We start from the raw sequence: 23,186 nt of genomic DNA, 5'->3' as shown, positions 1-23,186 counted from the left end.
AACATGTAGCGATGTCCGACTACGACCGAACCCGCGCCAGGCTGATCGATGTCGAGCTCGACGAATCGATCGGCCGTTCGACGCCCGATGTCGAGCACGAGCGGGCGGTGGCGATCTTCGACCTGATCGAGGAGAACAGTTTCCAGCCGGTCAACGACGACGGCGCCGGTCCCTACCGCCTCAAGCTGTCGCTGGCCGATTCCCGCCTGGTGTTCGCTGTAGCGCGCGAGGACGGCGCCGCCGTCGTCACCCACATCCTGTCGCTGACGCCGCTCAGGCGCATCGTCAAGGATTACTACCTGATCTGCGAAAGCTACTACGACGCCATCCGCTCCTCGACGCCCAGCCATATCGAGGCGATCGACATGGGCCGTCGCGGCCTGCACAATGAAGGCTCGCAGACGCTGATGGACCGGCTGGCCGGCAAGATCGACATCGATTTCGACACGGCGCGCCGGCTGTTCACGCTGGTCTGCGTGCTGCACTGGCGAGGCTAGGCCCTGGCCTCGCTGCCGCATTCGATCCTGTTCATGTGCGGAATGAACGCCGTGCGCTCGCCGATGGCCGAGGCGCTGGCGCGGCGCATGCTGCCTTCGGCCATTTTCGTCGCATCGGCCGGTGTGCGCAGCGGCGAGCGCGACCCGTTCGTCGACGCCGTTCTGGCCGAGGACGAACTGTCGCTGGGCGAGCGCCAGCCAAGGACCATGGACGAGCTGGAGGACGACTATTTCGACCTGATCGTCACGCTGGCGCCGGAAGCGCACCACGCGGCGCTCGAGCTCACCCGCTCGCTCGCCGTCGAGGTCGAATACTGGCCGATGCCGGACCCGACGGATGCCGGCGGCACGCGCGAACATATCATGGCCGCCTATCGCGATGTGCGCGAGCGGCTGAAAGCGCGCATCGTCAGACGTTTTCCCGCATCCGAGGCAAAAGGCGCCTTGGATTAAGCGTGTTCACAAGCGGACGATTATCATATAGGTTCCGCCGAAATTCCGGCCGGAGTCGGATGATTTCCGGTCGGTTCGGCCGGAAATCATCCGACTCCGGATCAAAACAGTAGAGCATGATGTCGTCCGAAAACCGCTTGACACTTTTCGGCATCATGCTCTAGCGCCGGAACCGAAATCCAAGCAAAGGTATCGAATGCCGAAGGAAGAAGTCCTCGAGTTTCCGGGTGTGGTCACGGAACTGCTGCCCAACGCGATGTTCCGGGTGAAGCTCGAAAACGAACACGAGATCATCGCCCACACGGCCGGCCGCATGCGCAAGAACCGCATCCGCGTGCTGACCGGAGACAAGGTCCTGGTCGAGATGACCCCCTATGACCTGACCAAGGGCCGTATCACCTATCGTTTCAAGTAACAGCCCGGCGCGACCCCAGATGAGCATCCTGCAGAAGCTCGTGCTTGCCTCGGGTTCGCCGCGCCGCATCGAGCTGCTGCAGCAGGCCGGCATCGAGCCGGACCGCGTGCTGCCGGCCGATGTCGACGAGACGCCGCTGCGCGCCGAGCATCCGCGCTCGCTGGCCAAGCGGCTTTCCAAGGACAAGGCCGAGAAGGCGTTCGCCTCGCTGAAGAGCGAGGACGACTATGCGCCGGGCTTCGTGCTCGCCGCCGACACGGTGGTGGCGGTCGGCCGCCGCATCCTGCCCAAGGCCGAGACGATCGACGACGCCGCGAACTGCCTCGGCCTGCTCTCCGGCCGTTCGCACCGGGTCTATTCCGGCATCTGCCTGATCACGCCGGGCGGCAAGCTGCGCCAGAAGCTGGTCGAGACCCGCGTACGCTTCAAGCGGCTGCCGCGCGAGGAGATCGACGCCTATGTCGCCTCCGGCGAATGGCGCGGCAAGGCCGGAGGCTATGCCGTGCAAGGCCTCGCCGGGTCCTTCGTCGTCAAGCTGGTCGGCTCCTACACCAACGTCGTCGGCCTGCCGCTCTACGAGACGACGGCCCTGCTTGCCGGCGAGGGCTTCAAGGTGCATGCGAGCTGGCTCACCGCGCGCCCATGAGCCTGGACGACAAGGTCACGCCGCTGCGCCCCCGGCGCCCCTGCCCCGAATGCGGCAAGGCATCGGTGCGCGAGCACTATCCGTTCTGCTCGGCGCGCTGCAAGGACATCGACCTCAATCGCTGGCTGAAGGGCGCCTATGTCATCCCTGGCCGCGACGACGAGGAGCAAGAAGGCGAAGCGCCGGAGCAAAGCCCGGCGCCCAAGGACGAGCCGTAAGCGCGCGATATCAGCTGTTTTGCCGCTGTCTTTCAGTGGTTTTCTTTTCCCGGCTGAAATCCGCGCTTAGGCGCTGGACAGGCTGAATTCCCGTGCTATAACCCACGCGCTTTCAAGGGGCGCCGGCGGCGCCTTCGAGAAATCCGGCCTGCGAAATCTCGCTTGCCGGCGAGGCCCAGATAGCTCAGTTGGTAGAGCAGCGGACTGAAAATCCGCGTGTCGGTGGTTCGAATCCGCCTCTGGGCACCATTTTTCTCCCACAAGAATCAAGAGCCCTAGGCAACGATCGCCTCTCGTATCGTCTTATGTTGCGCCAGGCGCGACCAACCACCTTTGGGCGGCTTGCGCCGCGCGCCGATTGGCACGATGCTGCCGCAGGCGAACCGGGGGGCAGACCGGCACGCCGGATCGGTATGGCTGCTGGAAGATCGATGTCGCGAGCTTGCTTCGCCCTTGTTGCCATCGTTGCCTTGATGATGCCGGTGGAGGCAGGCGAGCGTGTGTCTCATCTGCTCGACCATGCCAGTCTAGCGACTGCCTATGCGCATGAATCGGATACCGTCACGGCCTACACGACCGCCATGGCGCGGTTCCGGTTTCAGCTTGCCGGGCGCTCCGGCGATGCCGACCTTGCGGTGCCCCTGGAACCACGCCTGTTGCGGACGGAATTCAGCCAACGGACGTGGCGCGCGGCGGACGGCAGTCTCTTGCAGGGCTTCGCCGGCAAGGGCGGTTTCCGGCTGACCGCGGGGAACTGCCTCGCCCAGATCTGCCTGGCCAGCGAATGCAGCGACGACGGCTGGCCGGTCTATGCCTGCAGCGACGGGCGCAAGCGCAAGATGTCCGTCACCGACTTCGTGACAGCAGTGTTCGACGGCGTCTCCTTCCGGCGACTGAGCGCGCCGCCAGTGGAATGACGTCTTAACGCGTCGATCATCCTGCCCGACAGGCATTCGACAAAAACCGGCCCACCTCACCGCAAACGCTGCGGCTTGCGATCCCGCTGCCGCCCGTGGCATCTGTCGCCGTCCATCGGGAAAGAACGCCGGATCATGGCACGACCGCCGCCGCACAGCATCAGACGACCTCCGGGCGCGGGTGTCAGCCTCAGCCGCGCGCTGTCGAAGCTTGGGCTGTGCTCGCGCAAGCAGGCCGAGGTACTGATCGCGGAGGGCCGCGTGCGGGTGGCGGGCAAGGTCGCGCGCGATCCATCGCTGCGCATCGATCTCGACCGTGACCGCATCGCGGTTGACGGCGAGCAGGTCGTTGCCGAGCGCAAGGTCTATCTGATGATCAACAAGCCGCGCGGGCTGGTCACAACCCGCGACGATCCCGAAGGACGCGGCACGGTCTACGATTGCCTCGAGGGGCTCGACCTGCCCTTCGTGTCGCCCGTCGGGCGGCTGGACAAGGCCAGCGAAGGCCTGCTTTTGATGACCAATGACACGCGCTGGGCGAACGGACTGCTCGATCCGGCCTCGCATGTCGACAAGACCTATCACGTGCAGATCGGCACCGCGCCCGACGACGCCATGCTGGCACGGTTTCGCGACGGTGCTTCGGTCGACGGCGAACTGCTGACGGCGCGCTCGATCGAGCTGCTGCGCAGCGGCGGCCGCACGGCCTGGCTGGAGGTCGTGCTCGACGAAGGCCGCAACCGCCAGATCCGCCGGCTGCTCGGCGCCTTCGAAGTCGACGTGTTGAGGCTGATCAGGGTGGCGATCGGGCGCCTGCAGCTCGGCGATCTCGCCAAGGGCAAGGCGCGGCATTTGACGGCGGAGGAAGTAGCGATGCTGGTTGCCTAGTGGCTGCGCCCCGAACTTCGTCATCCACGGGCGGAGCGGGAGCGAAGCGGATGCGCAGACCCGAGGATCCATGCCGTGACCTCACTCGAAAGGTAGAGGCGGTGCAGAACTGAGATCGTTCTGCACCGTCACGGCATGGATTCTAGGGTCTGCGCCGCGTCGCTTCGCTCCTTGCTCCGCCCTAGAATGACGAAACGACGGGCGTTTCGGCCAACGCCAAGGTATCGATCTTGTCAAGCCGGACTATCTTTGGTTCCACCGGCGGATCACCGGCTCGGTCAGGTCATGCTCGTAGCCGAAGATGCTGAGGCTTGCGGTGTCCAGCACGAAATGCTCGCCGCCGTCAGGCGGCAGTCCGATCCATCGCGCCGCTAGCACGCGCAGGAAATGCGCGCTCGAAAATATGAGCACATTGCCGGCGACAGCGCGAAGCGCGGCGATGATGGCGTCGGCCCTGGCGCCGACATCGCTGGCCTGCTCGCCGCCCGGACAGCCGTCGCGAAACACGTTCCAGCCAGGGCGACCGGCGACGATCTCCTTCGTCGTCACGCCTTCATAGGCGCCGTAGTCCCACTCCTGCAGGTCGAGCTTCTTGATCGCGGCCGCCCCGAAGCCGGCCAAGGTGCAGGTATTGAAGGCGCGTTGCGAAGGGCTCGACCATACGGCCTGGAAGGTGAGGCCCTTGAGCCGATCGGCGAGGCCGCGGGCGGCTTGCTCGCCCTTCGCCGTCAGCGGAATGTCGGTGCGGCCGGTGTGCTTGCCCGAGGCGCTCCATTCGGTTTCGCCATGGCGGATCAGGTAGATCTCGGGAAACGTGCTGCTCATGCCGGCCCCCTCGCCGCTTGCGACTAGGCCGGACGAACGGCCCGCGCCACCCTATGCGGCGACCGGCAAAAAGAACAGGCCGCGACCGGTTTTACCGGCCGCGGCCTCTCCAGGCTTGGGAGGCGCCTGACTGGATCAGGCGGGCTGGAGACCCCCGGACAGCGCCAGGTCGGCCTCTTCCGGCAACTGGCCAGCCATGGCGGCGGCGAATTGCGTCTGGTCGAGTTCGCCTTCCCAGCGCGCCACGACGATGGTCGCGACCGCGTTGCCGACGAAGTTGGTCAGCGCCCGGCATTCCGACATGAAGCGGTCGACGCCGAGGATCAGCGCCATGCCGGCGACCGGCACCGAAGGCACGACCGAGAGCGTGGCGGCGAGCGTGATGAAACCGGCGCCGGTGATGCCGGCGGCACCCTTGGAACTCAGCATGGCGACCAGCAGGAGCAGAATCTGGTCGCCGAAGGTGAGCGGCGTGTCGGTCGCCTGGGCGATGAACAGCGCGGCCAGCGTCATGTAGATGTTGGTGCCGTCGAGGTTGAAGGAATAGCCGGTCGGGATGACCAGGCCGACCACCGAGCGGTTGCAGCCGGCGCGTTCCATCTTAGCCATCAAGCCAGGCAGGGCGGCTTCCGAGGACGAGGTGCCGAGCACCAGCAGCAGCTCTTCCTTGATGTAGCGGATCAGCGCCAGGATCGAGAAGCCGTTGTACCATGCCACCGCGCCGAGCACGACCAGCACGAAGAGCAGCGACGTCAGATAGAAGGTGCCGATCAGGAAGGCGAGGTTGGCGATCGCGCCGATGCCGTACTTGCCGACGGTGAAGGCCATGGCGCCGAAGGCGCCGATGGGGGCGGCCTTCATCAGGATGGCGACGAGGCGGAAGATCGGCGCGGTGAGCGCCTGCAGGAAGTCGACCACCGGACGGCCGCGATCGCCAACCAGCGCGAGGGCGACACCAAACAGCACCGAGAAGAACAGCACCTGCAAGATATCGCCCTGGGCGAAGGCGCCGGTGATGGTGTCGGGAATGATGTTCATCAGGAAGCCGACGATGGTGGTGTCATGCGCCTTCTCGGTGAAGGTCGACACCTTGCTGGCATCGAGCGTCGCCGGATTGATGTGCATCCCGGCGCCGGGCTGGACGACGTTGGAGACGACGAGGCCGACGATCAGCGCCAGCGTCGAGAAGAACAGGAAGTAGATCATCGCCTTGCCGGCGACGCGGCCGACCTTGTGCAAGTCGGAGACGCCGGCGATGCCGGTCGCCACGGTCAGGAAGATCACCGGCGCGATCACCATCTTGACCAGCTTGATGAAGGCATCGCCGAGCGGCTTCAGCGACGCGCCGAGTTCGGGATAGAAGTGGCCAAGCAGGATGCCGGCGGCGATGGCCGCCAGGACCTGCACATAGAGATGCCGATAAAGGGGTACCTTGCCGCGCGGCTCGGCGGCAGCGAATGTTGTCTGCATGACGTCCTCCGTTGCGCCCCGATCGAAAGGCTCGACCTCCCGGGGCATTTGACCTCCAACAGCCTCGCGACTGCCGACTCCGTCTTTGCAACCCGCGTGCCAGTTTCCGCCGGCGCGGACTTGCTATGATTTTGTTAGCTTTTTTCGACCCGCTGGCCGCTCGGTCTGGTGGCAGCGTGCGGCCATCCGCATGGGTCGAATTGTGTTTTGTGCGAAATCATGCACAGATGGGCGATGCTGCAGCGCCCCGCCGCCGGCTCTATTGCCGGCCTTTCTCCAACGCCCGAGCAGCTCGGCAGAAGGGCGCGCCGGGCCTGGCTGCTGTTTGCCGGAGTGGCGCTCGCCATCATTGCCGCGGCACTCTACGGCGCCGGCCTCTATGGCCGCGCGGTCGAGGTCGACGCGCTTGCCGCACAGGGGCGCACCGACGCCAATCTGAAGGTGGCGCTGCTGCGCGCCGTGCTGGAAAACCCGCGCGCGCTGCCGCTGCTCCTGTCCGAGGACCAGCAGGTGCATGACGCGCTGGCCGCGCGCAGCGCTGCCGCGATCGACGTGCTCAACCGCAAGCTCGAAGGGCTGGTGTCCGGCACCAAGGCGTCGGTGCTCTACGTCACCGGCACCAACGGCCTGGCGGTCGCGTCGAGCAACTGGCGCGAGCCGACCAGCTTCGTCGGCAACGACTACGGCTTCCGCGCCTATTTCTCCCGCGCCATGCAGACGGGAACGGCCGAGTATTTCGCGCTCGGCAATGTCAGCAAGCGCCCGGGCCTCTACATCTCGCGCCGCGTCGGCAGCGCCTCGGCGCCGCTCGGCGTCGTCGTCGTCAAGATGGAGTTCGACCAGCTCGAGGCTGACTGGCACGAGGCGAACCGCCCGGCCTATGTCAGCGACGAGCATGGCGTCGTGCTGATCACCAGCGTGCCGTCCTGGCGTTTCATGACGACGGCGCCGCTTGCCGGCGCCACCCTTGCCGAAATCCGCGACAGCCAGCAGTTCGGCGACGCGCCGCTGGTGCCGCTGCCGATCGTGCGGCCGGAAACCTTGAGCGCCGACGTGTCCATAGTGCATGCGATCACGCCGGGCGGCAGCGACGGCGAGTATCTCCGGCTGTCGACGCCGGTCGCCTCGACGCCGTGGCGGCTCGACTATCTCGTTCCGGCCGAGGCGCCGATCGCCGCCGCCCAGCGCGAGATGCGGCTCCTGGCGCTTGGCGTCATCGGGCCGCTCATCGGCCTTGCCGCCTATCTCTTATGGCGCCGGCAATCCGCGCAGATGCGGATCGCCGCCGAACAGGCGACGCGCGCCGAGCTCGAACGTCGAGTCGTCGAGCGCACCGAGGATCTGAGCCGCGCCCGCGACCGTCTGCAGGCGGAGATCACCGACCATCGCAGCACCGAGGCCAAGCTGCAGGTGGTGCAGCAGGAGCTGGTGCAGGCCAATCGGCTGGCCATCCTCGGCCAGGTCGCCGCCGGTGTCGCGCATGAGATCAACCAGCCGGTGGCGACCATCCGCGCCTATGCCGACAATGCGCGCGTCTTCCTCGGCCGCAAGCAGACTGCCCCGGCCGAAGAAAACCTCGGCGCAATCGCGGCGCTGACCGAGCGCATCGGCACCATCACAGAAGAGTTGAAAACCTTCGCCCGCAAGGGCCGCACCGCGGCCGAGCCGGTCGAGTTGCGCGGCGTCATCGAGGGCGCGGTGGTGCTGCTCAGGAGCCGTTTCGCCGGCCGACTCGACGCGCTCGAGATCACGCTGCCGCCGCCCCCGCTCAAGGTGATGGGAAATCGGGTGCGGTTGGAACAGGTATTGATCAACCTGTTCCAGAACGCGCTGGAGGCGCTGAACGGCCGCGACGGCGCCAGGGTCGAGGTTTCGGTCGAGGAAAGAGACGGCGTCGTGCTCAGCGTCTCGGACAACGGCCCGGGCATTCCGCCGGCGATCCTCAAATCGCTGTTCACGCCCTTCAACACCTCGAAGGAAAAAGGGCTTGGGCTAGGCCTCGTCATCTCGAAGGACATCGTCGCCGACTATGGCGGGCGCATTGAGGTCGCGAGCGGCGCCGAGGGCACCCGTTTCACCATCCATCTTGCGAAAGCAGCCTAGCATGGCGACCGACCAGCCCGCCCCGGTCATCCTGATCGACGACGACGCCGATCTCCTGAAGGCGACGCGGCAGACGCTGGAGCTCGCCGGTTTCGCGGTATCGGCATTTTCCGTGGCGAGGGAGGCTCTGGCCGGGCTCGACGCCGGGTTCGCCGGCGTGGTGGTGTCCGACATCCGCATGCCCGAGATCGACGGACTGCAGCTTTTCGACCACATCGTGGAGGTAGATCCGGACATTCCAGTCATCCTCGTTACCGGGCATGGCGACATCGCCATGGCCGTGAAGGCGATCAAGGACGGCGCCTACGACTTCATCACCAAACCCTTCGCCGCCGAGCGGCTGGCCCAGAGTGTGTGGCGGGCAGCGGAAAAGCGCCGACTGGTGATGGAGAACCGCGCCTTGCGCGAGGCGGCCGAGCAGGCGCAGGACAGCTTGCCGCTGATCGGCCAGACACCGGCGATGGAGCGGCTGCGCCGGACGCTGAGGCAGATCGCCGACACCGACGTCGACGTGCTGGTGACCGGCGAGACCGGCTCCGGCAAGGAGGTGGTGGCGAGCCTCCTGCACCGCTGGAGCCGCCGCGCGCAGGGCAATTTCGTGGCGCTGAACTGCGGCACGCTGCCGGAGACCGTGATCGAGAGCGAATTGTTCGGCCACGAGGCCGGCGCCTTCACCGGCGCGCAGAAGAAACGCATTGGCCGCATCGAGCATTCGAGCGGCGGCACGCTGTTCCTCGACGAGATCGAGAGCATGCCGCCCTCGACCCAGGTGCAGATGCTGAGGGTGCTGGAAATGCGCGAGGTAACGCCGCTCGGCACCAACGAAATTCGGCCTGTCGACCTGCGCGTCGTCGCCGCCGCCAAGGTCGATCTCGGTGATCCAGCCCAGCGCGGCGCCTTCCGTGAGGACCTCTATTACCGGCTGAACGTGGTGACGCTGTCGATCCCGCCGCTGCGCGAGCGCCGCGACGACGTGGCCCTTTTGTTCGGCTATTTCGCCGAGCGCGCCGCCGCTCGTTTCCGACGCCCGATGCCGGCCGTGCCTGCGGCCGTGCACCGGCATTTGAGGGAGCATGATTGGCCCGGCAATGTGCGCGAGCTCACCCATTTCGCCGAACGCTTCGTACTGGGGCTTGAAGATGCCGGCCACGCCGAAGCCCCTGCCCCGGCCGAATCGGATGCGGCCATGGCGCTGCCCGAACGTCTCGAGCGCTACGAGGCCGAGATCATCCGCGAGACACTTGGCCGCAATGACGGCGATGTCCGGCGCACGATCGAGGCGCTGGGGATCCCGCGCAAGACCTTCTACGACAAGCTGCAGCGGCACGGCATCGTGCGCAGCGATTTTTCCAGATAATTCAAGCGCGTGGAACGGAAGCCATGCCGCAATCGTTGAATGGCGCCCGCAAACCGTGGCACGTCGGCACCAGAAGATGTTGAAGATCGCGGCGGATGCCCCCGGCAAGGCGCGTTCGGGTTGCGCTCGGCGGATGTTGATGGTTTGTTGCCGGGCAGCGGAGATTGAGTGATGCGAGAACCCGTCGGTCATGACGAATATGGGTCGACCAGCCCCTTCGATCCGGACGAGCTGTCGAACTTGAACGCGATCGGCCCGGCCATGGGGAGCGGCAACGATTTCGAGAAATACGCCGTCGCGGTCATCATCGTGTTCGGCGCGCTGATCATTGGCGGGCTGATGGCCGCCTCGATGACGTTCGGCCACCGCAACGGCTTCCTGTTCGCGCTTGGCGGCGCGACATCCGCCTGGATATCGGGCAACGCGCTGCTGCTCGACCGTCCCCGCCTCTATGCCCTGTTCGTCGGCATCGCCGCCCTTATGCTCTTGGCTTCCACGCTGACGCTGGTCATCTGACCCAGGCCTAGACCAGTCCTAGAGCGTTTCATGGAAACGGCGGAACCGCTTTATCTTTTTGGTTTGACGCAATTCCGGACGGAAGGCTACGGCGAAGTCGCCGAGCCTGACCGTTCACACTTTTCCTGAAATTGCTCTAGTACCCAAGCGCCTCGCCCGCCGCGGCGCGGCTGTCGATGGCGCCGTTGTAACGGGCGCCGCCGCCCTTCTCGATTTCGTCCAGGCTCTTGCCGCCGACCAGGATGCCGGCTGCCTGGCCCCAGGTCTTGTCAGCGAGTTCGAGATGGTAGCCCATGCCGGCAAGCAGCCTCTCGGTATCCGGCGACAGGCCGAACGGCTCGACATAGACGGTATCCGGCAGCCATTGATGATGGATGCGCGGGGCGTCGATCGCCTCCTGGATGTTCATGCCATGGTCGATGACGTTGACGATCGCCTCCAGCGTGATGGTGATGATGCGCGAGCCGCCGGGGCTGCCGATGACCATGAACGGCTTGCCGTCCTTGGTGACCACGGTCGGGCTCATCGAGGATAGCGGCGTCTTCTTCGGCTCGATCGCGTTGGCCTCGCCCTGGACCAGCCCGTAGAGATTGGGCACGCCCGGCTTCTGGGTGAAATCGTCCATCTCGTTGTTGAGCAGGATGCCGGTGCCGTCGGCAACGACGCCGGCGCCGAAGGAGCCGTTCAGCGTATAGGTCACCGCGACGGCATTGCCGTCCTTGTCGATGATCGAATAGTGGGTGGTCTCCTTCGACTCGCCGAAGCCTTTCGGCATCAGGTCTTTCGACACGCCCGCGCGGAACGGATCGATCTTGTCACGAATGTCCTTGGCGTAACCCTTGTCGAGCAGCTTCTCGACCGGATTGTCGACGAAATCCGGGTCGCCGAGCGCCGAATTGCGGTCGACATAGGCGTAGCGCATGGCTTCGACCATGACATGCACCGTTCCGGCCGACCCCGCGCCGAGATAGGACAGCGGATAGAGCTCGAGCACGTTGAGGATTTCGCAGATGATGACGCCGCCGGAACTCGGCGGCGGCGAAGAGATGATCTCATAGCCGCGATAGGAGCAGGTCACCGGCTTCAGCTCGCGCACGGCATATTGCTCGAAATCGCCCTTGGCGAGGATGCCGCCCTTGGCCTCGCTTGCCTTGACGATCGCATCGGCGATGGCGCCCTTGTAGAAGGCGTCCGGCCCCTTCTCGGAAATGGCTGACAGAGAGGCGGCGAGGTCCGGCTGGGCGAGCTTCTCGCCGATGCCATAGGGCTTGCCGTCCTTTTTCAGGAAGATGGCGGCCGCCGCTGGGTCCTTGGCCAGCCGTTCGGCGCCGCCAGCGAAGGAGGCGGCGTCGCCCTGGTTGAGGACGAAACCGTCCCTGGCATAGGCAATCGCCGGCGCCATCAGGTCCTGCCTGGTGAGCGTGCCATATTTCTCGCGCGCCATCTCGAAACCGGCAACGGAGCCCGGCACGCCGACGGCGAGATAGCCGTCGAGGCTGGCGCCCTTCACCGGCTTGCCGTCCTTGTCGAGATACATGGTCTTGGTCGCGGCGAGCGGCGCGCGCTCGCGGAAATCGAGGAAGGTCGAACGGCCGTCCTTGAGGCGAATGGTCATGAAGCCGCCGCCGCCGATGTTGCCGGCGTTGGGATAGACGACGGCCAACGCGTAGCCGACGGCGACCGCGGCATCGACAGCGTTGCCGCCCTTCTTCAGCACATCGACACCGACTTCCGAAGCAAGATGCTGGGCCGTCACCACCATGCCGTGCTCACCCTTGGCTGGGGCCGGCGAGGCGGCGAAGACGGCGGCCGATGGCGTGAGGGTGAGGGTAAGCGAAAGGCTGACGGCGATCAGCGTCCGACGGGTGAGTTGCATGGCGGGGACTCCGGGGCGTGGGGGACGCCTAGGAAAGACCCTTGGAGCGCGATAGTCCAATAACAATTGAATAATCGAAACGGCCCGCTGGGCCGGCCTCCGCTTCGGTCTTTGTCCGAAGGATAGGAAATGGCCGAGGTCAGCGCTGCCCCTCATCGCCCTGCCGGGCACTTCTCCTCGTATAGTGACGGGGAGAAGGGGCGCTCTCGTCGGTGGCTTCGCCAATCGCCAAGCTGGCAGAGCAGACGCCGAGATCGCGACCAGCGCTCTTCTCCCCGTTCACGGAGTGAAGGTGCCGGCAGGCGGATGAGGGGCAGCGCCGACAGTGACGATTATCGAAAAACTGCCTGGAGCAATCGCCGACTTGGCCTCAAACAATCCCACCACCGCCGCCGGCGACAGCCGGCCTTTCGGCCGCGACCTTCGCCCGGTAGCCGGCGGCGCGATAGGCGACGACCGGATCGATGGCGCCGCCGGTCCTCAGCCGCGCCATGGCAAGGATCGGCTCGACGTCGATGCGGTAGGCGGCTTTCAGCGTCTGCGTCGCCATCAGCGCGTCGTTCTCTTCCTGGAAACCCTGCAGCGCCCTGCGGTCGACGAGCAGCGCCTGCGCATAGGCGCGCTGCACCTCGACCGCCGACAGCATCAGGCTTTCGATCGGGTCGGTGACGTTATGGCTCTGGTCGAGCATGTGCGCGGGATTGAAGCCCTCGGCTCCGGACAGCTCGGCGTCGACCAGCTCGTTGAAGACCAGGAACAGCCGGTAGGGGTCGATCGAGCCGGCATCGAGGTCGTCGTCGCCATATTTGGAATCGTTGAAGTGAAAGCCGCCGAGCTTCCTGAACTGGATCAGCCGCGACACGATCATCTCGATGTTGACGTTCGGTGCGTGATGGCCGAGGTCGACCAGGCAATAAGCCTTGTCGCCGAGTTCTTTCGCGATGAGGTAGTTGGTGCCCCAGTCCTGCACGACCGTCGAATAGAAGGCCGGTTCGTACATCTTGTGCTCGGTGAACAGCCGCCAGTCGTCCGGCAGCCCGGCATAGATGTCGCGCATGGCGTCGAGGTAGCGCTCGAAGGCCCTGGCGAAATTGACTTGGCCGGGAAAGTTCGAGCCGTCGCCGATCCACACCGTCAGCGCCTTCGAGCCAAGCGTCTTGCCGATCTCGATGCATTCGAGATTGTGCTCGACTGCCTGCCGGCGCGTGCCGGCATCGGCATGCGACAGCGACCCGAACTTGTAGGAAAGCTCCTGGTCCTTGGCGTCGGAGAAGGTGTTGGAGTTCATGGCATCGAAGCCAAGGCCAAAGCGCGACGCGGCCTGCTTCAGCCGCTTCGGATCGGCCTTGTCCCACGGGATGTGCAGCGAGACGGTGGGTGTCGCGTGCGTCAGTTGCCTGATGACGGCGCAGTCCTCGATCTTGTCGAAGATGTCGCGCGGTTCGCCGGCGCCGGGAAAGCGGGCGAAGCGCGTGCCGCCGGTGCCGACGCCCCAGGACGGGATCGCCACGGCGAATTTTTCGACCTTGTCGCGGATGGAGTCGATGGCGATGCCGCGCCGGTCGAGACGCTCGCCGAGCGAGGCGTAGTCGCGCACGAGGTCGGCCTTGCGGGCGGCGTTATGTTTGGCGACGAGGTCGGCCGAGATGATGGTTTCGGACAAATGCTATTCCTCCCAAGATACGTTCGGCTGGCGCTGCCCCTCATCCGGCCCTTCGGACCACCTTCTCCCCGTATAGTGACGGGGAGAGGGAAGCGCTCCAGCGCTGGCGGCCCCCTCTCCCCGTCCTTATGGGGAGAGGGTAAGGGTGAGGGGCAGCGCCGTCATTGACAATTTACCGCGTAAAGCTCTGCGCGTTGCCGGCGTCGACGTTGATGATGTTGCCGGTCGACTTGGCCGACATGTCGGAGGCGAAGAAGTAGATCGCCTCGGCAATGTCCTCCGGGAAGACCGAGCGCTTCAGCATCGAGCGCGAGCGGTAGTGCTCCTCGAGGTCGTCGGTCGACATCTTGTAGGCGGCGGCGCGCTGTTCCTTCCACTCGCCGGACCAGATCTTGGAGCCGCGCAGCACGGCGTCGGGATTGACGACGTTGACCCTGATCTGCGCCTCAGCGCCCTCAAGCGCCAGGCAGCGCGCGAGATGGATCTCGGCCGCCTTGGCCGTGCAATAGGCGGCGGCGTTGGGCGAGGCGGCAAGCCCGTTCTTGGAGGCGACGAAGACGACGTTGCCGCCGATCTTCTGCGCGCGGAACAGCCGGAAAGCCTCGCGAGAAACGAGGAAATAGCCGGTGGACAATATGTCCATATTCTTGTTCCACAGCGCCAGTGTCGTCTCCTCGATCGGCGCCGAGGAAGCGAGACCGGCATTCGAGACAAGAATGTCGACACCGCCGAACTCGACCGAAGTTTCAGCGAAGCCCGCGACGACCTGATCCTCCGAGGTGACGTTGATCACCACCGGCCGGACGAAATCCTTGCCATAGGTTTTCGACAGTTCGTCATTGGCGCTGGCGAGCGCAGCCTCGTCGATGTCGGCCAGCACCACGCAGGCGCCTTCGCGCAGCAGCCGGTTGGCGGTGGCGCGGCCGATGCCGCCGGCGCCGCCGGTGACCAGCGCGATCTGGCCCGCCAGCGCCTTCGGCTTCGGCAGACGCTGCAGCTTGGCTTCCTCGAGCTGCCAGTATTCGATGTCGAAGGCCTCCTGCGCCGGCAGGCCGACATAGGACGAGACGGTCGAGGCGCCGCGCATGACGTTGATGGCGTTGACATAGAATTCGCCGGAGATACGCGCCGTCGCGTTGTCGCCGGCGAAGGTGAACATGCCGACGCCAGGCATCAGATAGACCACGGCATTGGGATCGCGGATGGCGGGCGAATCCGCATGCTTGCAGCTGTCGTAGTAGGCCCGGTAGCCGACGCGATATTCGGCGATGTCGTCGGCGAGACGCGCGATGACGGCGTCGACGTCGGGTTTCGCCGGGTCGAATTCAATCACCAGCGGCCGGATCTTGGTGCGCAGGAAATGGTCGGGGCATGAAGTGCCCAGCGCTGCCAGCGGCCGCAGATCCCTCGAATTGACGAATTCGAGCACGGCGGGCTGGTCGTCGAAATGGCCGAGCTTGTGGCTCTTCTCCGAGATCAGGCCGCGGATCCTCGGCATCAGCTTGGCGGCAATCGCGCGGCGCGCAGGCGCATCGAGCGACTTCACCACTTCGCCGCCGAAGATAGCCACGCCCTCGGACCGACGCTCGAACCACTCGATCGCCTGGTTGATCACCGAGATCGTCGTCTCGTAGCACTCCTTCGGCGTGTCGCCCCAGCTGAACAGGCCGTGGCTTTCGAGGATGACGCCTTTCGCCTCGGGGTTTTCCAGGCAGAATTTCTCCAGCCACAGGCCGAGCTCGAAGCCTGGCCGCTTCCAGGGCAGCCAGCCGATAGCATCGCCAAAGATCTCCTTCGTCAGCGCCTTGGAATCCTTCGCCGCGGCAATGGCGATGATAGCGTCGGGATGCATATGGTCGACGCAAGGCTTCGGCACGAAGGCATGCAGCGGCGTGTCGATCGAGGCCGCGCGCGGATTGAGGTTGAAGGTGCAGTGCGGCAGGTAGCCGACCATCTCGTCCTCATGCGCGAGGCCGCGATAGAGACCTTTCAGCGCGCGCAGCTTGTCCATGTAGAGCGTGGCGAAACCGTCGAGCTTGATCGAGGCGCTGTCGCCGCCCGAGCCTTTGACCCACAGTACCTCGACCTCCTCGCCGGTCAGCGGGTCCTTCTGCCAGACCTTTGACGAGGTGTTGCCGCCGCCATAGTTGGTGACGCGCTTGTCGGAGCCGAGCGTGTTGGAGCGATAGACCAGCAGCTCCGGGTCGCTCAATCCCTTGGCCTTCGCATCATCCCACAGATTGGCGAGGCGCGAGCCGGAGCGCTTGTCGAGCATAGGTATCCTCCCTTGGGACGCAAAAAGGTGCGGTCCTTTTCGCGGGGAATGTCTACGCAAGACGCCCTCTTGTCAATCATAAACGATCAATATCGATCATATTGCACTGCACAATGAAATTATATGATCGGAAATGATTGACACTGCTCGTTTTGAGTGCCTAGATGCTCAGGCAGGGAGGAACCATGCACGAAAAAGAGCGCCACAGGATCATTCTGTCCGCCGTCCAGGAAAAGCCTGTAGTGACGGTGCAGGAGATGGTCGACCTGACGGACTCCTCCGAGGCGACGATCCGGCGCGACATCGCGGCGCTGCATGTGCAGAAGCGCCTGCGCCGGGTGCGCGGCGGTGCCGAGGCGATCTCGCCGCCGCAGTTCATCGGCCTCGCCGGCCGCCCCTTCTCGGTCAACGAAACGCTGAACGCCGCGCAGAAGCGCGCGATCGCCCGGGAAGCGGTGAACCTGTGCAAGGACGGCGAACCGATCATTATCAATGGCGGCACCACCACTTTCCAGATGGTGCATTTCCTGACCGGCCGCCGCATGCCGATCTTCACCAATTCCTTCCCGATCGCCGAGCACCTGCTCAAGCATTCCAAGAACACGGTGATGCTGTCCGGCGGCACCATCTACCGCGAGCAGAACATCATCCTGTCGCCGTTCGACAATGACGTGACGCGCAACTTCTACGCGCGCCGCATGTTCATGGGCGCCCAAGGGCTGGGGCCGCTCGGCCTGATGGAAGGCGACCCGCTGCTGATCCAGGCCGAGCAGAAGCTGATCGACCAGGCCGACGAGTTGGTGGTGTTGGTCGATTCCTCGAAATTCCGCATGCGCTCCAGCCTGATCCTGTGCGGGCTGACGCGCATCGCCACCGTGATCACCGACGACGGCATCGAGGACCGCGAGGCCAAGATGCTCGAAACCGCCGGGGTAACGCTGATCGTCGCCCGCAAGGCGGCACAGGAAGAATCTTCACTGCAGGCCTGAGCGGCCCGCAGCGGCGATGGAAATGCAACGCTCAAGGGAGGATATTCGATGAGCTTTTTGAAGAAACTGCTGGTTACGGCGGCCTTTTCCGCCGCCATGTTCGTGAATGCCGCCTATGCAGAGAACGTCAAGATCGCGCTGGTGGTGAAATCACTCGGCAACGGCTTCTTCGACGCCGCCAACAAGGGCGCCGAGGAAGCGGCCAAGGAACTGGGCGATGTCGAGGTGATCTACACCGGCCCGACCAAGGCGACCGCCGAGGCGCAGATCGAGGTGATCAACTCGCTGATCGCGCAGAAGGTCAATGCGATCGCGGTTTCGGCCAATGACGCCGACGCGCTGGTGCCGGTGCTGAAGAAGGCGATGGAACGCGGCATCACCGTGATCTCGTGGGACTCCGGCGTTGCCAAGGAAGGCCGGCAGTTGCACCTCAACCCGTCGGACACAGGCCTGATCGGCGAGACCATCATCAAGCTCGCCGCCGACTACCTGCCGGAAGGCGGCGACGTCGCCATCCTCTCCGCATCGTCGACCGCGACCAATCAGAATGCCTGGATCGAGGCGGCGAAGAAGGTGCTGCCGGAGAAGTTCCCGAAGATCAAGCTGGTCGCCACCGTCTATGGCGATGACGACTCGGCCAAGAGCACCGACGAGGCCAAGGGCCTGCTGAAGTCCTATCCGAACCTCAAGGCGATCATCGCGCCGACCACCGTCGGCGTCGTCGCCGCCGCCCAGGTCGTCACCGACGCGAACCTGATCGGCAAGGTCAATGTCACTGGCCTGGCGCTGCCGTCCGAGTTCAAGAAGTTCATCGACAACGGCGCCAGCCAGGCTGTCGCGCTGTGGAACCCTATCGACCTCGGCTACTCAGCCATCTACCTCGCCCATGACCTGGCAGTGAAGAAGGAAGAGGCCAAGCCCGGCGCCACGCTGTCGATCGGCCGCGTCGGCAAGGTGACGCTCGACGACACCAACTCGGCTGCGATGGCTCCGCCCTTCCAGTTCGACAAGACCAACATCGAGAAGTTCTCCAAGATCTATTGATCCTGGTCGACTTCAAGCTCGTGCGGCGGGACAATTGTCCCGCCGCATCTTCAAACGGACCTTCTCTCAGGGCCTGATACGGATATGGACACGACAGCCCAGCACAAAGTGGAGACGGAACGGCCGCTTTCGGGCCCGGCCCAGCCGGCCGCCCCGCGCCTGACGCTCTCCGGCATTTCGAAGAGTTTCCCCGGTGTCCGCGCGCTGCACAATGTCAGCCTGTCGCTCTATCCGGGCCAGGTGACGGCGCTGATCGGCGAGAACGGCGCCGGCAAGTCGACGCTGGTCAAGATCATGACCGGCATCTACCAGCCCGACGCCGGCGAAATCAGCATCGACGGCGAGGCGACGACGCTGCACAGCGCGCATGCCGCCTTCGGCCACGGCATCACCGCCATCCATCAGGAAACGGTGCTGTTCGACGACCTTTCGGTCGCCGAAAACATCTTTCTCGGCCACGCGCCGCGCACCCGCTTCGGCACCATCGACTGGCGCACCATGCGCAAGAATGCGCGCGAGGTGCTGGAGACGATGCGCGCCGGCCATATCGATGCCGACGCAAGGCTGAAGGACCTCGGCATCGCTAACAAGCACTTGGTCGCCGTGGCGCGCGCCATGTCGATCGATGCGCGCATCGTCATCATGGACGAGCCGACCGCCGCGCTCTCGATGAAGGAGATCGAGGAGCTTTTCCTGCTGATCGAATTCCTGAAGAGCGAAGGCAAGGCGGTGCTGTTCATCAGCCACAAGTTCGACGAGATCTACCGCATTGCCGACCGCTACACCGTCTTCCGCGACGGCGAGATGGTCGGCGAAGGCCTGCTGAAGGATGCCGGCCAGAACGAGATCGTGCGCATGATGGTCGGCCGCAACGTCGATCACATCTTCCCGCAGCGCGAGCCGAAGATCGGCGTGCCGGTGCTTTCCGTATCCGGCCTGTCGCACCCGACCGAATTCGACGACATCGGTTTCGAGCTGCGCAAGGGCGAGATCCTCGGCTTCTACGGCTTGGTCGGCGCCGGGCGCAGCGAAGTGATGCAGGCCATATCGGGCATCACCCGCACCAGCCGCGGCACGATCACGCTGGACGGCAAGCCGATCGCGCCGAAATCGGCCGCCGACTCCATCGAGGCCGGCATCGTCTACGTGCCCGAGGAGCGCGGCAAGCAGGGCGTGGTGATCGGGATGCCGATCTTCCAGAACGTGTCGCTGCCCTCGCTCATGCGGACCTCGAAATCCGGCGTGCTCAGGCTGGCGGAGGAGTTCGCGCTCGCCCGCTCCTACACCGAACGGCTGGATCTCAGAGCCTCATCGCTCAGCCAGGATGTCGGCACGCTTTCGGGCGGCAACCAGCAGAAGGTGGTCATCGCCAAATGGCTGGCGACGGTGCCCAAGGTGATCATCCTCGACGAGCCGACCAAGGGCATCGACATCGGCTCCAAGGCCGCCGTGCACGGCTTCATGGCCGAGCTGGTCGCGCAGGGCCTGTCGGTGATCATGGTGTCCTCCGAACTGCCGGAGATCCTCGGCATGTCGGACCGTGTCGTCGTCATGCGCGAAGGCCGCATCGCGGCCGTCCACGACAACAAGGGGCTCGATGCCGAGACGCTGGTAAGAACCGCAGCGGGGATCGCGGCATGAAGAATTTGCGCAAATACCGCGAGATCTGGCTGCTTGCTGCAATAGCCGTGCTGATCGGCCTGATCTCGACCCGCTTCCCGGGTTTCGCCGACCCGGCCAATCTGCGCCAGGTGTTCAACGACACCTCGATCCTGATGATCCTGGCGCTCGGCCAGATGGTGGTGATCCTGACGCGCTCGATCGACCTGTCGATGGCGTCCAACCTCTGCTTCACCGGCATGGTGGTGGCGATGCTCAACGCCGCGCATCCGGCGATCCCGATACCGGCACTGATCGTCATCGCGCTTATCGTCGGACTGGTGCTCGGCGCCATCAACGGCTTGCTGGTGTGGCGGCTGAACATCCCCTCGATCGTGGTGACACTAGGCACGCTCACCATCTATCGCGGCGCGACCTTCGTCGTCTCCGGCGGCGCCTGGGTCAATGCCGACCAGATGAGCCCGGATTTCATCAACTTCCAGCGCGCCGCCTTCCTCGGCCTGCCGGTGCTTTCGTGGATCGCATTGCTGGTCATCGCGCTGTTCTTCGTGGTGATGACGCGCACGCAGATCGGCCGCTCGATCTACGCCATCGGCGTCAACCCGACCGCGTCGGTCTATGCCGGCATCGACGTCGGCCGGACAAAATTCATCGTCTTCTGCATTTCCGGCATGATCGGCGGACTGGCCGGCTATCTGTGGATCTCGCGCTATGTGATCGCATCCGTCGAGGTCGCCAACGGCTATGAGCTCAACATCATCGCCGCCTGCGTCATCGGCGGCATCTCGATCGCCGGCGGCATCGGCTCGGTCGGCGGCGCGGTGCTCGGCGCGCTGTTTCTCGGCATCATCTCCAACGCGCTGCCGGTCATCAACATCTCGCCCTTCTGGCAGATGGCGATATCGGGCAGCGCCATCATCCTGGCGGTGGTGCTGAATGCGCGCGGTGAGCGCCGCCAGGGCCGGATCATCCTCAGAAAGGCGGAAGCGGCATGACCGACGCCCCTCACCCGCGCCACATCCCCGACCGGCTCGACAAGCCGCTCTCGTCCGCGATCTTTTCCTGGGAGGCGCTGCTCGTCGTCATCGCGGTTCTCATCTTCGCGGTCAACAGCTTCGCCTCGCCCTATTTCCTCGACCCGTGGTCGCTGTCGGACCTGACCTTCAACTTCACCGAAAAGGCGCTGATCGCGCTCGCCATGGCGCTGCTGATCATTTCCGGCGAGATCGACCTGTCGGTCGCGGCGATCGTGGCGCTTGCCTCGACGATGATGGGCATGGCCGTGCAGGCCGGCGCCGGAACGCCGCTGCTGGTTGCCATCGGCATCGTTGTCGGGCTCGGCTGCGGCGCCTTCAACGGGCTGCTCGTCACGCGCCTCGGCCTGCCGTCCATCGTCGTCACCATCGGCACGATGAGCCTGTTTCGCGGCATCGCCTTCATCATCCTCGGCGACCAGGCCTACAAGGGCTATCCGGAAAGCTTCGCCTTCTTCGGCCAGGGCTATGTCTGGTGGGTTTTCTCGTTCGAACTGGCGCTGTTCCTCGTCGCCGCGCTCATCTACTGGTTCGTGCTGCATCGCACGAGCTTCGGCCGCCGCGTCTTTGCCATCGGCAACAATCCGGTCGCCTGCCAGTTCTCAGGCGTGCGTGTCGACCGCATCAAGTTCATCCTGTTCTGCCTGACAGGGCTGATGTCCGGCATCGCCTCGGTGCTGATCACCTCGCGGCTCGGCTCGACGAGGCCGTCGATCGCGCAAGGCTATGAGCTGGAAGCGATTACCATGGTGGTGCTGGGCGGCGTCTCGATCCTCGGCGGCGCCGGCAGCATCCTGGGCGTCGTGCTCGCCGCCTTCATCATGGGGCTGGTGACCTTTGGGCTCGGGCTGCTCAACGTGCCCGGCATCGTCATGTCGATCTTCATCGGCCTGCTGCTGATCATCGTCATTGCGCTGCCCATCGTCTGGCGACGCCTGCGCGAGGGACGCTTCGCCTGATGGAAAAATACGCCTTCAAGATGAAGCTCAATCCCGGCATGAAGGCCGAGTACAAGCGCCGCCATGACGAGATCTGGCCGTCGCTGGTGGCGCTTTTGAAGCAGGCCGGTGTCTCCGACTACTCGATCCATCTCGACGAGGAGACCAACATCCTGTTCGGCGTGCTGTGGCGCCGTGACGACCACGGCATGGCCGATCTGCCCAAGCATCCGGTGATGCAGCGCTGGTGGGCGCACATGGCCGACGCCATGGAAACCAGGGCCGACAACGAGCCGGTGGCGGTGCCGCTGGAAACCGTGTTCCATATGGCATGATCGTCGCCGTCATCGATATCGGCAAGACCAACGCCAAAGTGGCGCTGGTCGATCTGGCGACCTTGCGCGAGACGGCTCTGCGCCGCAGCGCCAACGCGCCCCTCACTGGCGGCCCCTACCCGCATCACGACATCGAGCGCCTGTGGACGTTCATCCTCGACAGTCTCGCCGAACTCCACCGCGGGCAGCGCATCGACGCCATCTCGATCACCACCCATGGCGCGACAGCGGTGCTGGTCGACGCCGACGGAGGCCCGGCGCTACCGGTGCTCGACTATGAATTTTCAGGACCAGACGACTTCGCCGAGGACTATGATCTCATCCGTCCGCCCTTTGTCGAGACAGGCACGCCGCGCCTGCCGGCCGGCCTGAACATCGGCGCGCAGCTCTTTTGGCAGCAGAGGCGCTTTCCAGCAGAATTTTCCAAGGCGGCCGCGATCCTGATGTACCCGCAATACTGGGCGCAGCGGCTGACTGGCGTGACTGCCAATGAGGTGACATCACTCGGCTGCCACACCGACCTGTGGAACCCGTGGACGTCCGACTACTCGACGCTGGTGGACAAGATGGGCTGGCGCCGGCTGATGGCGCCGGTGCGGCCGGCGAAGGACCGGCTCGGGCCGATCCTGCCGGCACTCGCTCAGCAGACCGGGCTCGACCCGCAAACGCCGGTGTACTGCGGGCTGCACGATTCCAACGCCTCGCTGCTGCCGCATCTGTTGTCCGATGCGCCGCCCTTCTCCGTTGTCTCGACCGGCACCTGGGTGGTGTCGATGGCCGTCGGCGGCGGCAAGGTCGAACTCGATCCGGCCCGAGACACGCTGGTCAACGTCAACGCGCTCGGCGATCCCGTGCCTTCGGCTCGCTTCATGGGCGGGCGCGAGTTCTCGCTGCTGACCGACGACGGTCAGCCGCAGGACTGGAGCGAGGACGACGTCGCCGCCGTGCTGGCGCGCAGGACGCTGCTTCTGCCCTCGACCCAGCAGGGATCGGGGCCGTTTCCGCACCGCCAGCCGCAATGGCTCAATGCCGACGGAACGAGCGGCGGTGAGCGTTTCGTCACTATCTCCTTCTATCTGGCGCTGATGACCGCGACCTGTCTTAGGC

The 23,186-nt window shown here is 64.9% G+C and carries 22 protein-coding genes and 1 tRNA gene; 18 read left to right on the top strand and 5 right to left on the bottom strand.

Translation table 11 applies throughout. The annotated features are described in order from the left end of the window. The first annotated feature begins 11 nt into the window (after positions 1 to 11). From EN780_RS07435 to EN780_RS07400, 8 genes are all read left to right on the top strand, one after another. Positions 12 to 497: a UPF0262 family protein gene (locus EN780_RS07435; protein WP_127282869.1), complete on the top strand. Its 486-nt coding sequence runs from the start codon at positions 12 to 14 to the stop codon at positions 495 to 497. Between the two features lie 42 nt (positions 498 to 539). Beyond that, a complete protein-coding gene (locus EN780_RS07430) occupies positions 540 to 950 on the top strand; it encodes a low molecular weight phosphatase family protein (RefSeq protein WP_245499903.1) in 411 nt (136 codons plus the stop codon). A gap of 196 nt (positions 951 to 1,146) precedes the next feature. Continuing rightward, positions 1,147 to 1,365: a translation initiation factor IF-1 gene (gene infA / locus EN780_RS07425; RefSeq protein ID WP_006200926.1), complete on the top strand. Its 219-nt coding sequence runs from the start codon at positions 1,147 to 1,149 to the stop codon at positions 1,363 to 1,365. 19 nt (positions 1,366 to 1,384) lie between these two features. After that, positions 1,385 to 2,011: a Maf-like protein gene (locus EN780_RS07420; protein ID WP_126056548.1), complete on the top strand. Its 627-nt coding sequence runs from the start codon at positions 1,385 to 1,387 to the stop codon at positions 2,009 to 2,011. Beyond that, entirely contained in the window at positions 2,008 to 2,229 is a 222-nt protein-coding gene (gene yacG, locus EN780_RS07415) for a DNA gyrase inhibitor YacG (RefSeq protein ID WP_128272901.1), read from the top strand. The genes EN780_RS07420 and yacG overlap by 4 nt, the downstream gene beginning before the upstream one ends. Before the next feature lie 173 nt (positions 2,230 to 2,402). Beyond that, positions 2,403 to 2,478: transfer RNA gene (locus EN780_RS07410), tRNA-Phe, on the top strand. A gap of 224 nt (positions 2,479 to 2,702) precedes the next feature. After that, positions 2,703 to 3,146, top strand: a complete 444-nt coding sequence (locus tag EN780_RS07405) for a hypothetical protein (RefSeq protein ID WP_128272899.1) — start codon at positions 2,703 to 2,705, stop codon at positions 3,144 to 3,146. A 135-nt stretch (positions 3,147 to 3,281) separates the two neighbouring features. Next, positions 3,282 to 4,034, top strand: a complete 753-nt coding sequence (locus EN780_RS07400) for a pseudouridine synthase (protein ID WP_128272897.1) — start codon at positions 3,282 to 3,284, stop codon at positions 4,032 to 4,034. A 243-nt stretch (positions 4,035 to 4,277) separates the two neighbouring features. On the opposite strand, the gene EN780_RS07395 is transcribed toward EN780_RS07400, so the two are convergent. Beyond that, positions 4,278 to 4,859 (bottom strand): histidine phosphatase family protein, encoded by a 582-nt coding sequence (locus tag EN780_RS07395; protein ID WP_128272896.1) that lies wholly within the window; start codon positions 4,857 to 4,859, stop codon positions 4,278 to 4,280. 135 nt (positions 4,860 to 4,994) lie between these two features. Next, positions 4,995 to 6,329: a dicarboxylate/amino acid:cation symporter gene (locus EN780_RS07390; RefSeq protein ID WP_128272894.1), complete on the bottom strand. Its 1,335-nt coding sequence runs from the start codon at positions 6,327 to 6,329 to the stop codon at positions 4,995 to 4,997. 234 nt (positions 6,330 to 6,563) lie between these two features. On the opposite strand from EN780_RS07390, the gene EN780_RS07385 reads away from it, so the two are divergent. The 3 genes from EN780_RS07385 to EN780_RS07375 all read left to right on the top strand — a co-directional run bounded on the left by EN780_RS07385 (position 6,564) and on the right by EN780_RS07375 (position 10,305). Further along, the gene (locus EN780_RS07385; protein WP_128272905.1) at positions 6,564 to 8,432 is read left to right on the top strand and encodes a sensor histidine kinase; all 1,869 of its coding nucleotides are present in this window, start codon (positions 6,564 to 6,566) and stop codon (positions 8,430 to 8,432) included. Between the two features lies 1 nt (position 8,433). Beyond that, the gene (locus EN780_RS07380) at positions 8,434 to 9,789 is read left to right on the top strand and encodes a sigma-54 dependent transcriptional regulator (RefSeq protein WP_127393005.1); all 1,356 of its coding nucleotides are present in this window, start codon (positions 8,434 to 8,436) and stop codon (positions 9,787 to 9,789) included. Between the two features lie 171 nt (positions 9,790 to 9,960). Continuing rightward, positions 9,961 to 10,305 carry a hypothetical protein gene (locus tag EN780_RS07375; protein ID WP_127310107.1) on the top strand — a complete coding sequence of 115 codons (345 nt, stop codon included), beginning with the start codon at positions 9,961 to 9,963 and terminating at the stop codon, positions 10,303 to 10,305. Between the two features lie 136 nt (positions 10,306 to 10,441). On the opposite strand, the gene ggt is transcribed toward EN780_RS07375, so the two are convergent. The 3 genes from ggt to EN780_RS07360 all read right to left on the bottom strand — a co-directional run bounded on the left by ggt (position 10,442) and on the right by EN780_RS07360 (position 16,119). Further along, on the bottom strand, positions 10,442 to 12,181 hold the full coding sequence (gene ggt, locus EN780_RS07370) for a gamma-glutamyltransferase (protein ID WP_128272892.1): 1,740 nt from the start codon (positions 12,179 to 12,181) through the stop codon (positions 10,442 to 10,444). A 370-nt stretch (positions 12,182 to 12,551) separates the two neighbouring features. After that, positions 12,552 to 13,844, bottom strand: coding sequence for an L-rhamnose catabolism isomerase (gene rhaI / locus EN780_RS07365; RefSeq protein ID WP_128272890.1), 1,293 nt, complete (start codon positions 13,842 to 13,844; stop codon positions 12,552 to 12,554). A gap of 172 nt (positions 13,845 to 14,016) precedes the next feature. After that, the gene (locus EN780_RS07360) at positions 14,017 to 16,119 is read right to left on the bottom strand and encodes a bifunctional rhamnulose-1-phosphate aldolase/short-chain dehydrogenase (protein WP_128272888.1); all 2,103 of its coding nucleotides are present in this window, start codon (positions 16,117 to 16,119) and stop codon (positions 14,017 to 14,019) included. Positions 16,120 to 16,304: 185 nt separating this feature from the next. Here EN780_RS07360 and EN780_RS07355 point away from each other — a divergent pair, with 185 nt between their 5' ends. From EN780_RS07355 to EN780_RS07325, 7 genes are all read left to right on the top strand, one after another. After that, complete coding sequence (locus EN780_RS07355) at positions 16,305 to 17,108, top strand: DeoR/GlpR family DNA-binding transcription regulator (protein ID WP_127282435.1); 804 nt, start codon at positions 16,305 to 16,307, stop codon at positions 17,106 to 17,108. Positions 17,109 to 17,156: 48 nt separating this feature from the next. Further along, complete coding sequence (gene rhaS, locus EN780_RS07350) at positions 17,157 to 18,152, top strand: rhamnose ABC transporter substrate-binding protein (RefSeq protein ID WP_127282434.1); 996 nt, start codon at positions 17,157 to 17,159, stop codon at positions 18,150 to 18,152. Positions 18,153 to 18,236: 84 nt separating this feature from the next. Then, positions 18,237 to 19,793, top strand: a complete 1,557-nt coding sequence (locus tag EN780_RS07345) for a sugar ABC transporter ATP-binding protein (RefSeq protein ID WP_128272886.1) — start codon at positions 18,237 to 18,239, stop codon at positions 19,791 to 19,793. After that, positions 19,790 to 20,767, top strand: a complete 978-nt coding sequence (locus EN780_RS07340) for an ABC transporter permease (RefSeq protein WP_128272884.1) — start codon at positions 19,790 to 19,792, stop codon at positions 20,765 to 20,767. The genes EN780_RS07345 and EN780_RS07340 overlap by 4 nt, the downstream gene beginning before the upstream one ends. Beyond that, entirely contained in the window at positions 20,764 to 21,765 is a 1,002-nt protein-coding gene (locus EN780_RS07335) for an ABC transporter permease (protein ID WP_128272882.1), read from the top strand. Before EN780_RS07340 ends, EN780_RS07335 begins: the two co-directional genes overlap by 4 nt. Then, positions 21,765 to 22,079 (top strand): L-rhamnose mutarotase, encoded by a 315-nt coding sequence (rhaM, locus tag EN780_RS07330; protein WP_189556442.1) that lies wholly within the window; start codon positions 21,765 to 21,767, stop codon positions 22,077 to 22,079. The genes EN780_RS07335 and rhaM overlap by 1 nt, the downstream gene beginning before the upstream one ends. Next, positions 22,076 to 23,186 (top strand): FGGY-family carbohydrate kinase (locus tag EN780_RS07325; protein ID WP_128272878.1); only part of this gene is annotated, 1,111 nt, incomplete at its 3' end. The genes rhaM and EN780_RS07325, both read left to right, overlap by 4 nt.

It is taken from the genome of Mesorhizobium sp. M4B.F.Ca.ET.089.01.1.1 (genome assembly GCF_004022605.1).
GTDB lineage: Bacteria > Pseudomonadota > Alphaproteobacteria > Rhizobiales > Rhizobiaceae > Mesorhizobium > Mesorhizobium abyssinicae.
Note: the sequence above shows the minus strand (reverse complement) of the source record. Positions and strands in the feature narration are given on the sequence as shown.

Bases quoted from the DNA above. Each gene is read 5' to 3' on its own strand.
- EN780_RS07385 (WP_128272905.1), top strand. From the start codon at position 6,564: ATGCTGCAGCGCCCCGCCGCCGGCTCTATTGCCGGCCTTTCTCCAACG.
- EN780_RS07400 (WP_128272897.1), top strand. From the start codon at position 3,282: ATGGCACGACCGCCGCCGCACAGCATCAGACGACCTCCGGGCGCGGGT.
- EN780_RS07335 (WP_128272882.1), top strand. From the start codon at position 20,764: ATGACCGACGCCCCTCACCCGCGCCACATCCCCGACCGGCTCGACAAG.
- EN780_RS07345 (WP_128272886.1), top strand. From the start codon at position 18,237: ATGGACACGACAGCCCAGCACAAAGTGGAGACGGAACGGCCGCTTTCG.
- EN780_RS07380 (WP_127393005.1), top strand. From the start codon at position 8,434: ATGGCGACCGACCAGCCCGCCCCGGTCATCCTGATCGACGACGACGCC.
- ggt (WP_128272892.1), bottom strand. From the start codon at position 12,181: ATGCAACTCACCCGTCGGACGCTGATCGCCGTCAGCCTTTCGCTTACC.
- EN780_RS07355 (WP_127282435.1), top strand. From the start codon at position 16,305: ATGCACGAAAAAGAGCGCCACAGGATCATTCTGTCCGCCGTCCAGGAA.
- EN780_RS07420 (WP_126056548.1), top strand. From the start codon at position 1,385: ATGAGCATCCTGCAGAAGCTCGTGCTTGCCTCGGGTTCGCCGCGCCGC.
- infA (WP_006200926.1), top strand. From the start codon at position 1,147: ATGCCGAAGGAAGAAGTCCTCGAGTTTCCGGGTGTGGTCACGGAACTG.
- EN780_RS07405 (WP_128272899.1), top strand. From the start codon at position 2,703: ATGATGCCGGTGGAGGCAGGCGAGCGTGTGTCTCATCTGCTCGACCAT.
- EN780_RS07340 (WP_128272884.1), top strand. From the start codon at position 19,790: ATGAAGAATTTGCGCAAATACCGCGAGATCTGGCTGCTTGCTGCAATA.
- EN780_RS07360 (WP_128272888.1), bottom strand. From the start codon at position 16,119: ATGCTCGACAAGCGCTCCGGCTCGCGCCTCGCCAATCTGTGGGATGAT.
- rhaM (WP_189556442.1), top strand. From the start codon at position 21,765: ATGGAAAAATACGCCTTCAAGATGAAGCTCAATCCCGGCATGAAGGCC.
- yacG (WP_128272901.1), top strand. From the start codon at position 2,008: ATGAGCCTGGACGACAAGGTCACGCCGCTGCGCCCCCGGCGCCCCTGC.
- EN780_RS07430 (WP_245499903.1), top strand. From the start codon at position 540: ATGAACGCCGTGCGCTCGCCGATGGCCGAGGCGCTGGCGCGGCGCATG.
- rhaS (WP_127282434.1), top strand. From the start codon at position 17,157: ATGAGCTTTTTGAAGAAACTGCTGGTTACGGCGGCCTTTTCCGCCGCC.
- EN780_RS07390 (WP_128272894.1), bottom strand. From the start codon at position 6,329: ATGCAGACAACATTCGCTGCCGCCGAGCCGCGCGGCAAGGTACCCCTT.
- EN780_RS07435 (WP_127282869.1), top strand. From the start codon at position 12: ATGTCCGACTACGACCGAACCCGCGCCAGGCTGATCGATGTCGAGCTC.
- EN780_RS07375 (WP_127310107.1), top strand. From the start codon at position 9,961: ATGCGAGAACCCGTCGGTCATGACGAATATGGGTCGACCAGCCCCTTC.
- EN780_RS07395 (WP_128272896.1), bottom strand. From the start codon at position 4,859: ATGAGCAGCACGTTTCCCGAGATCTACCTGATCCGCCATGGCGAAACC.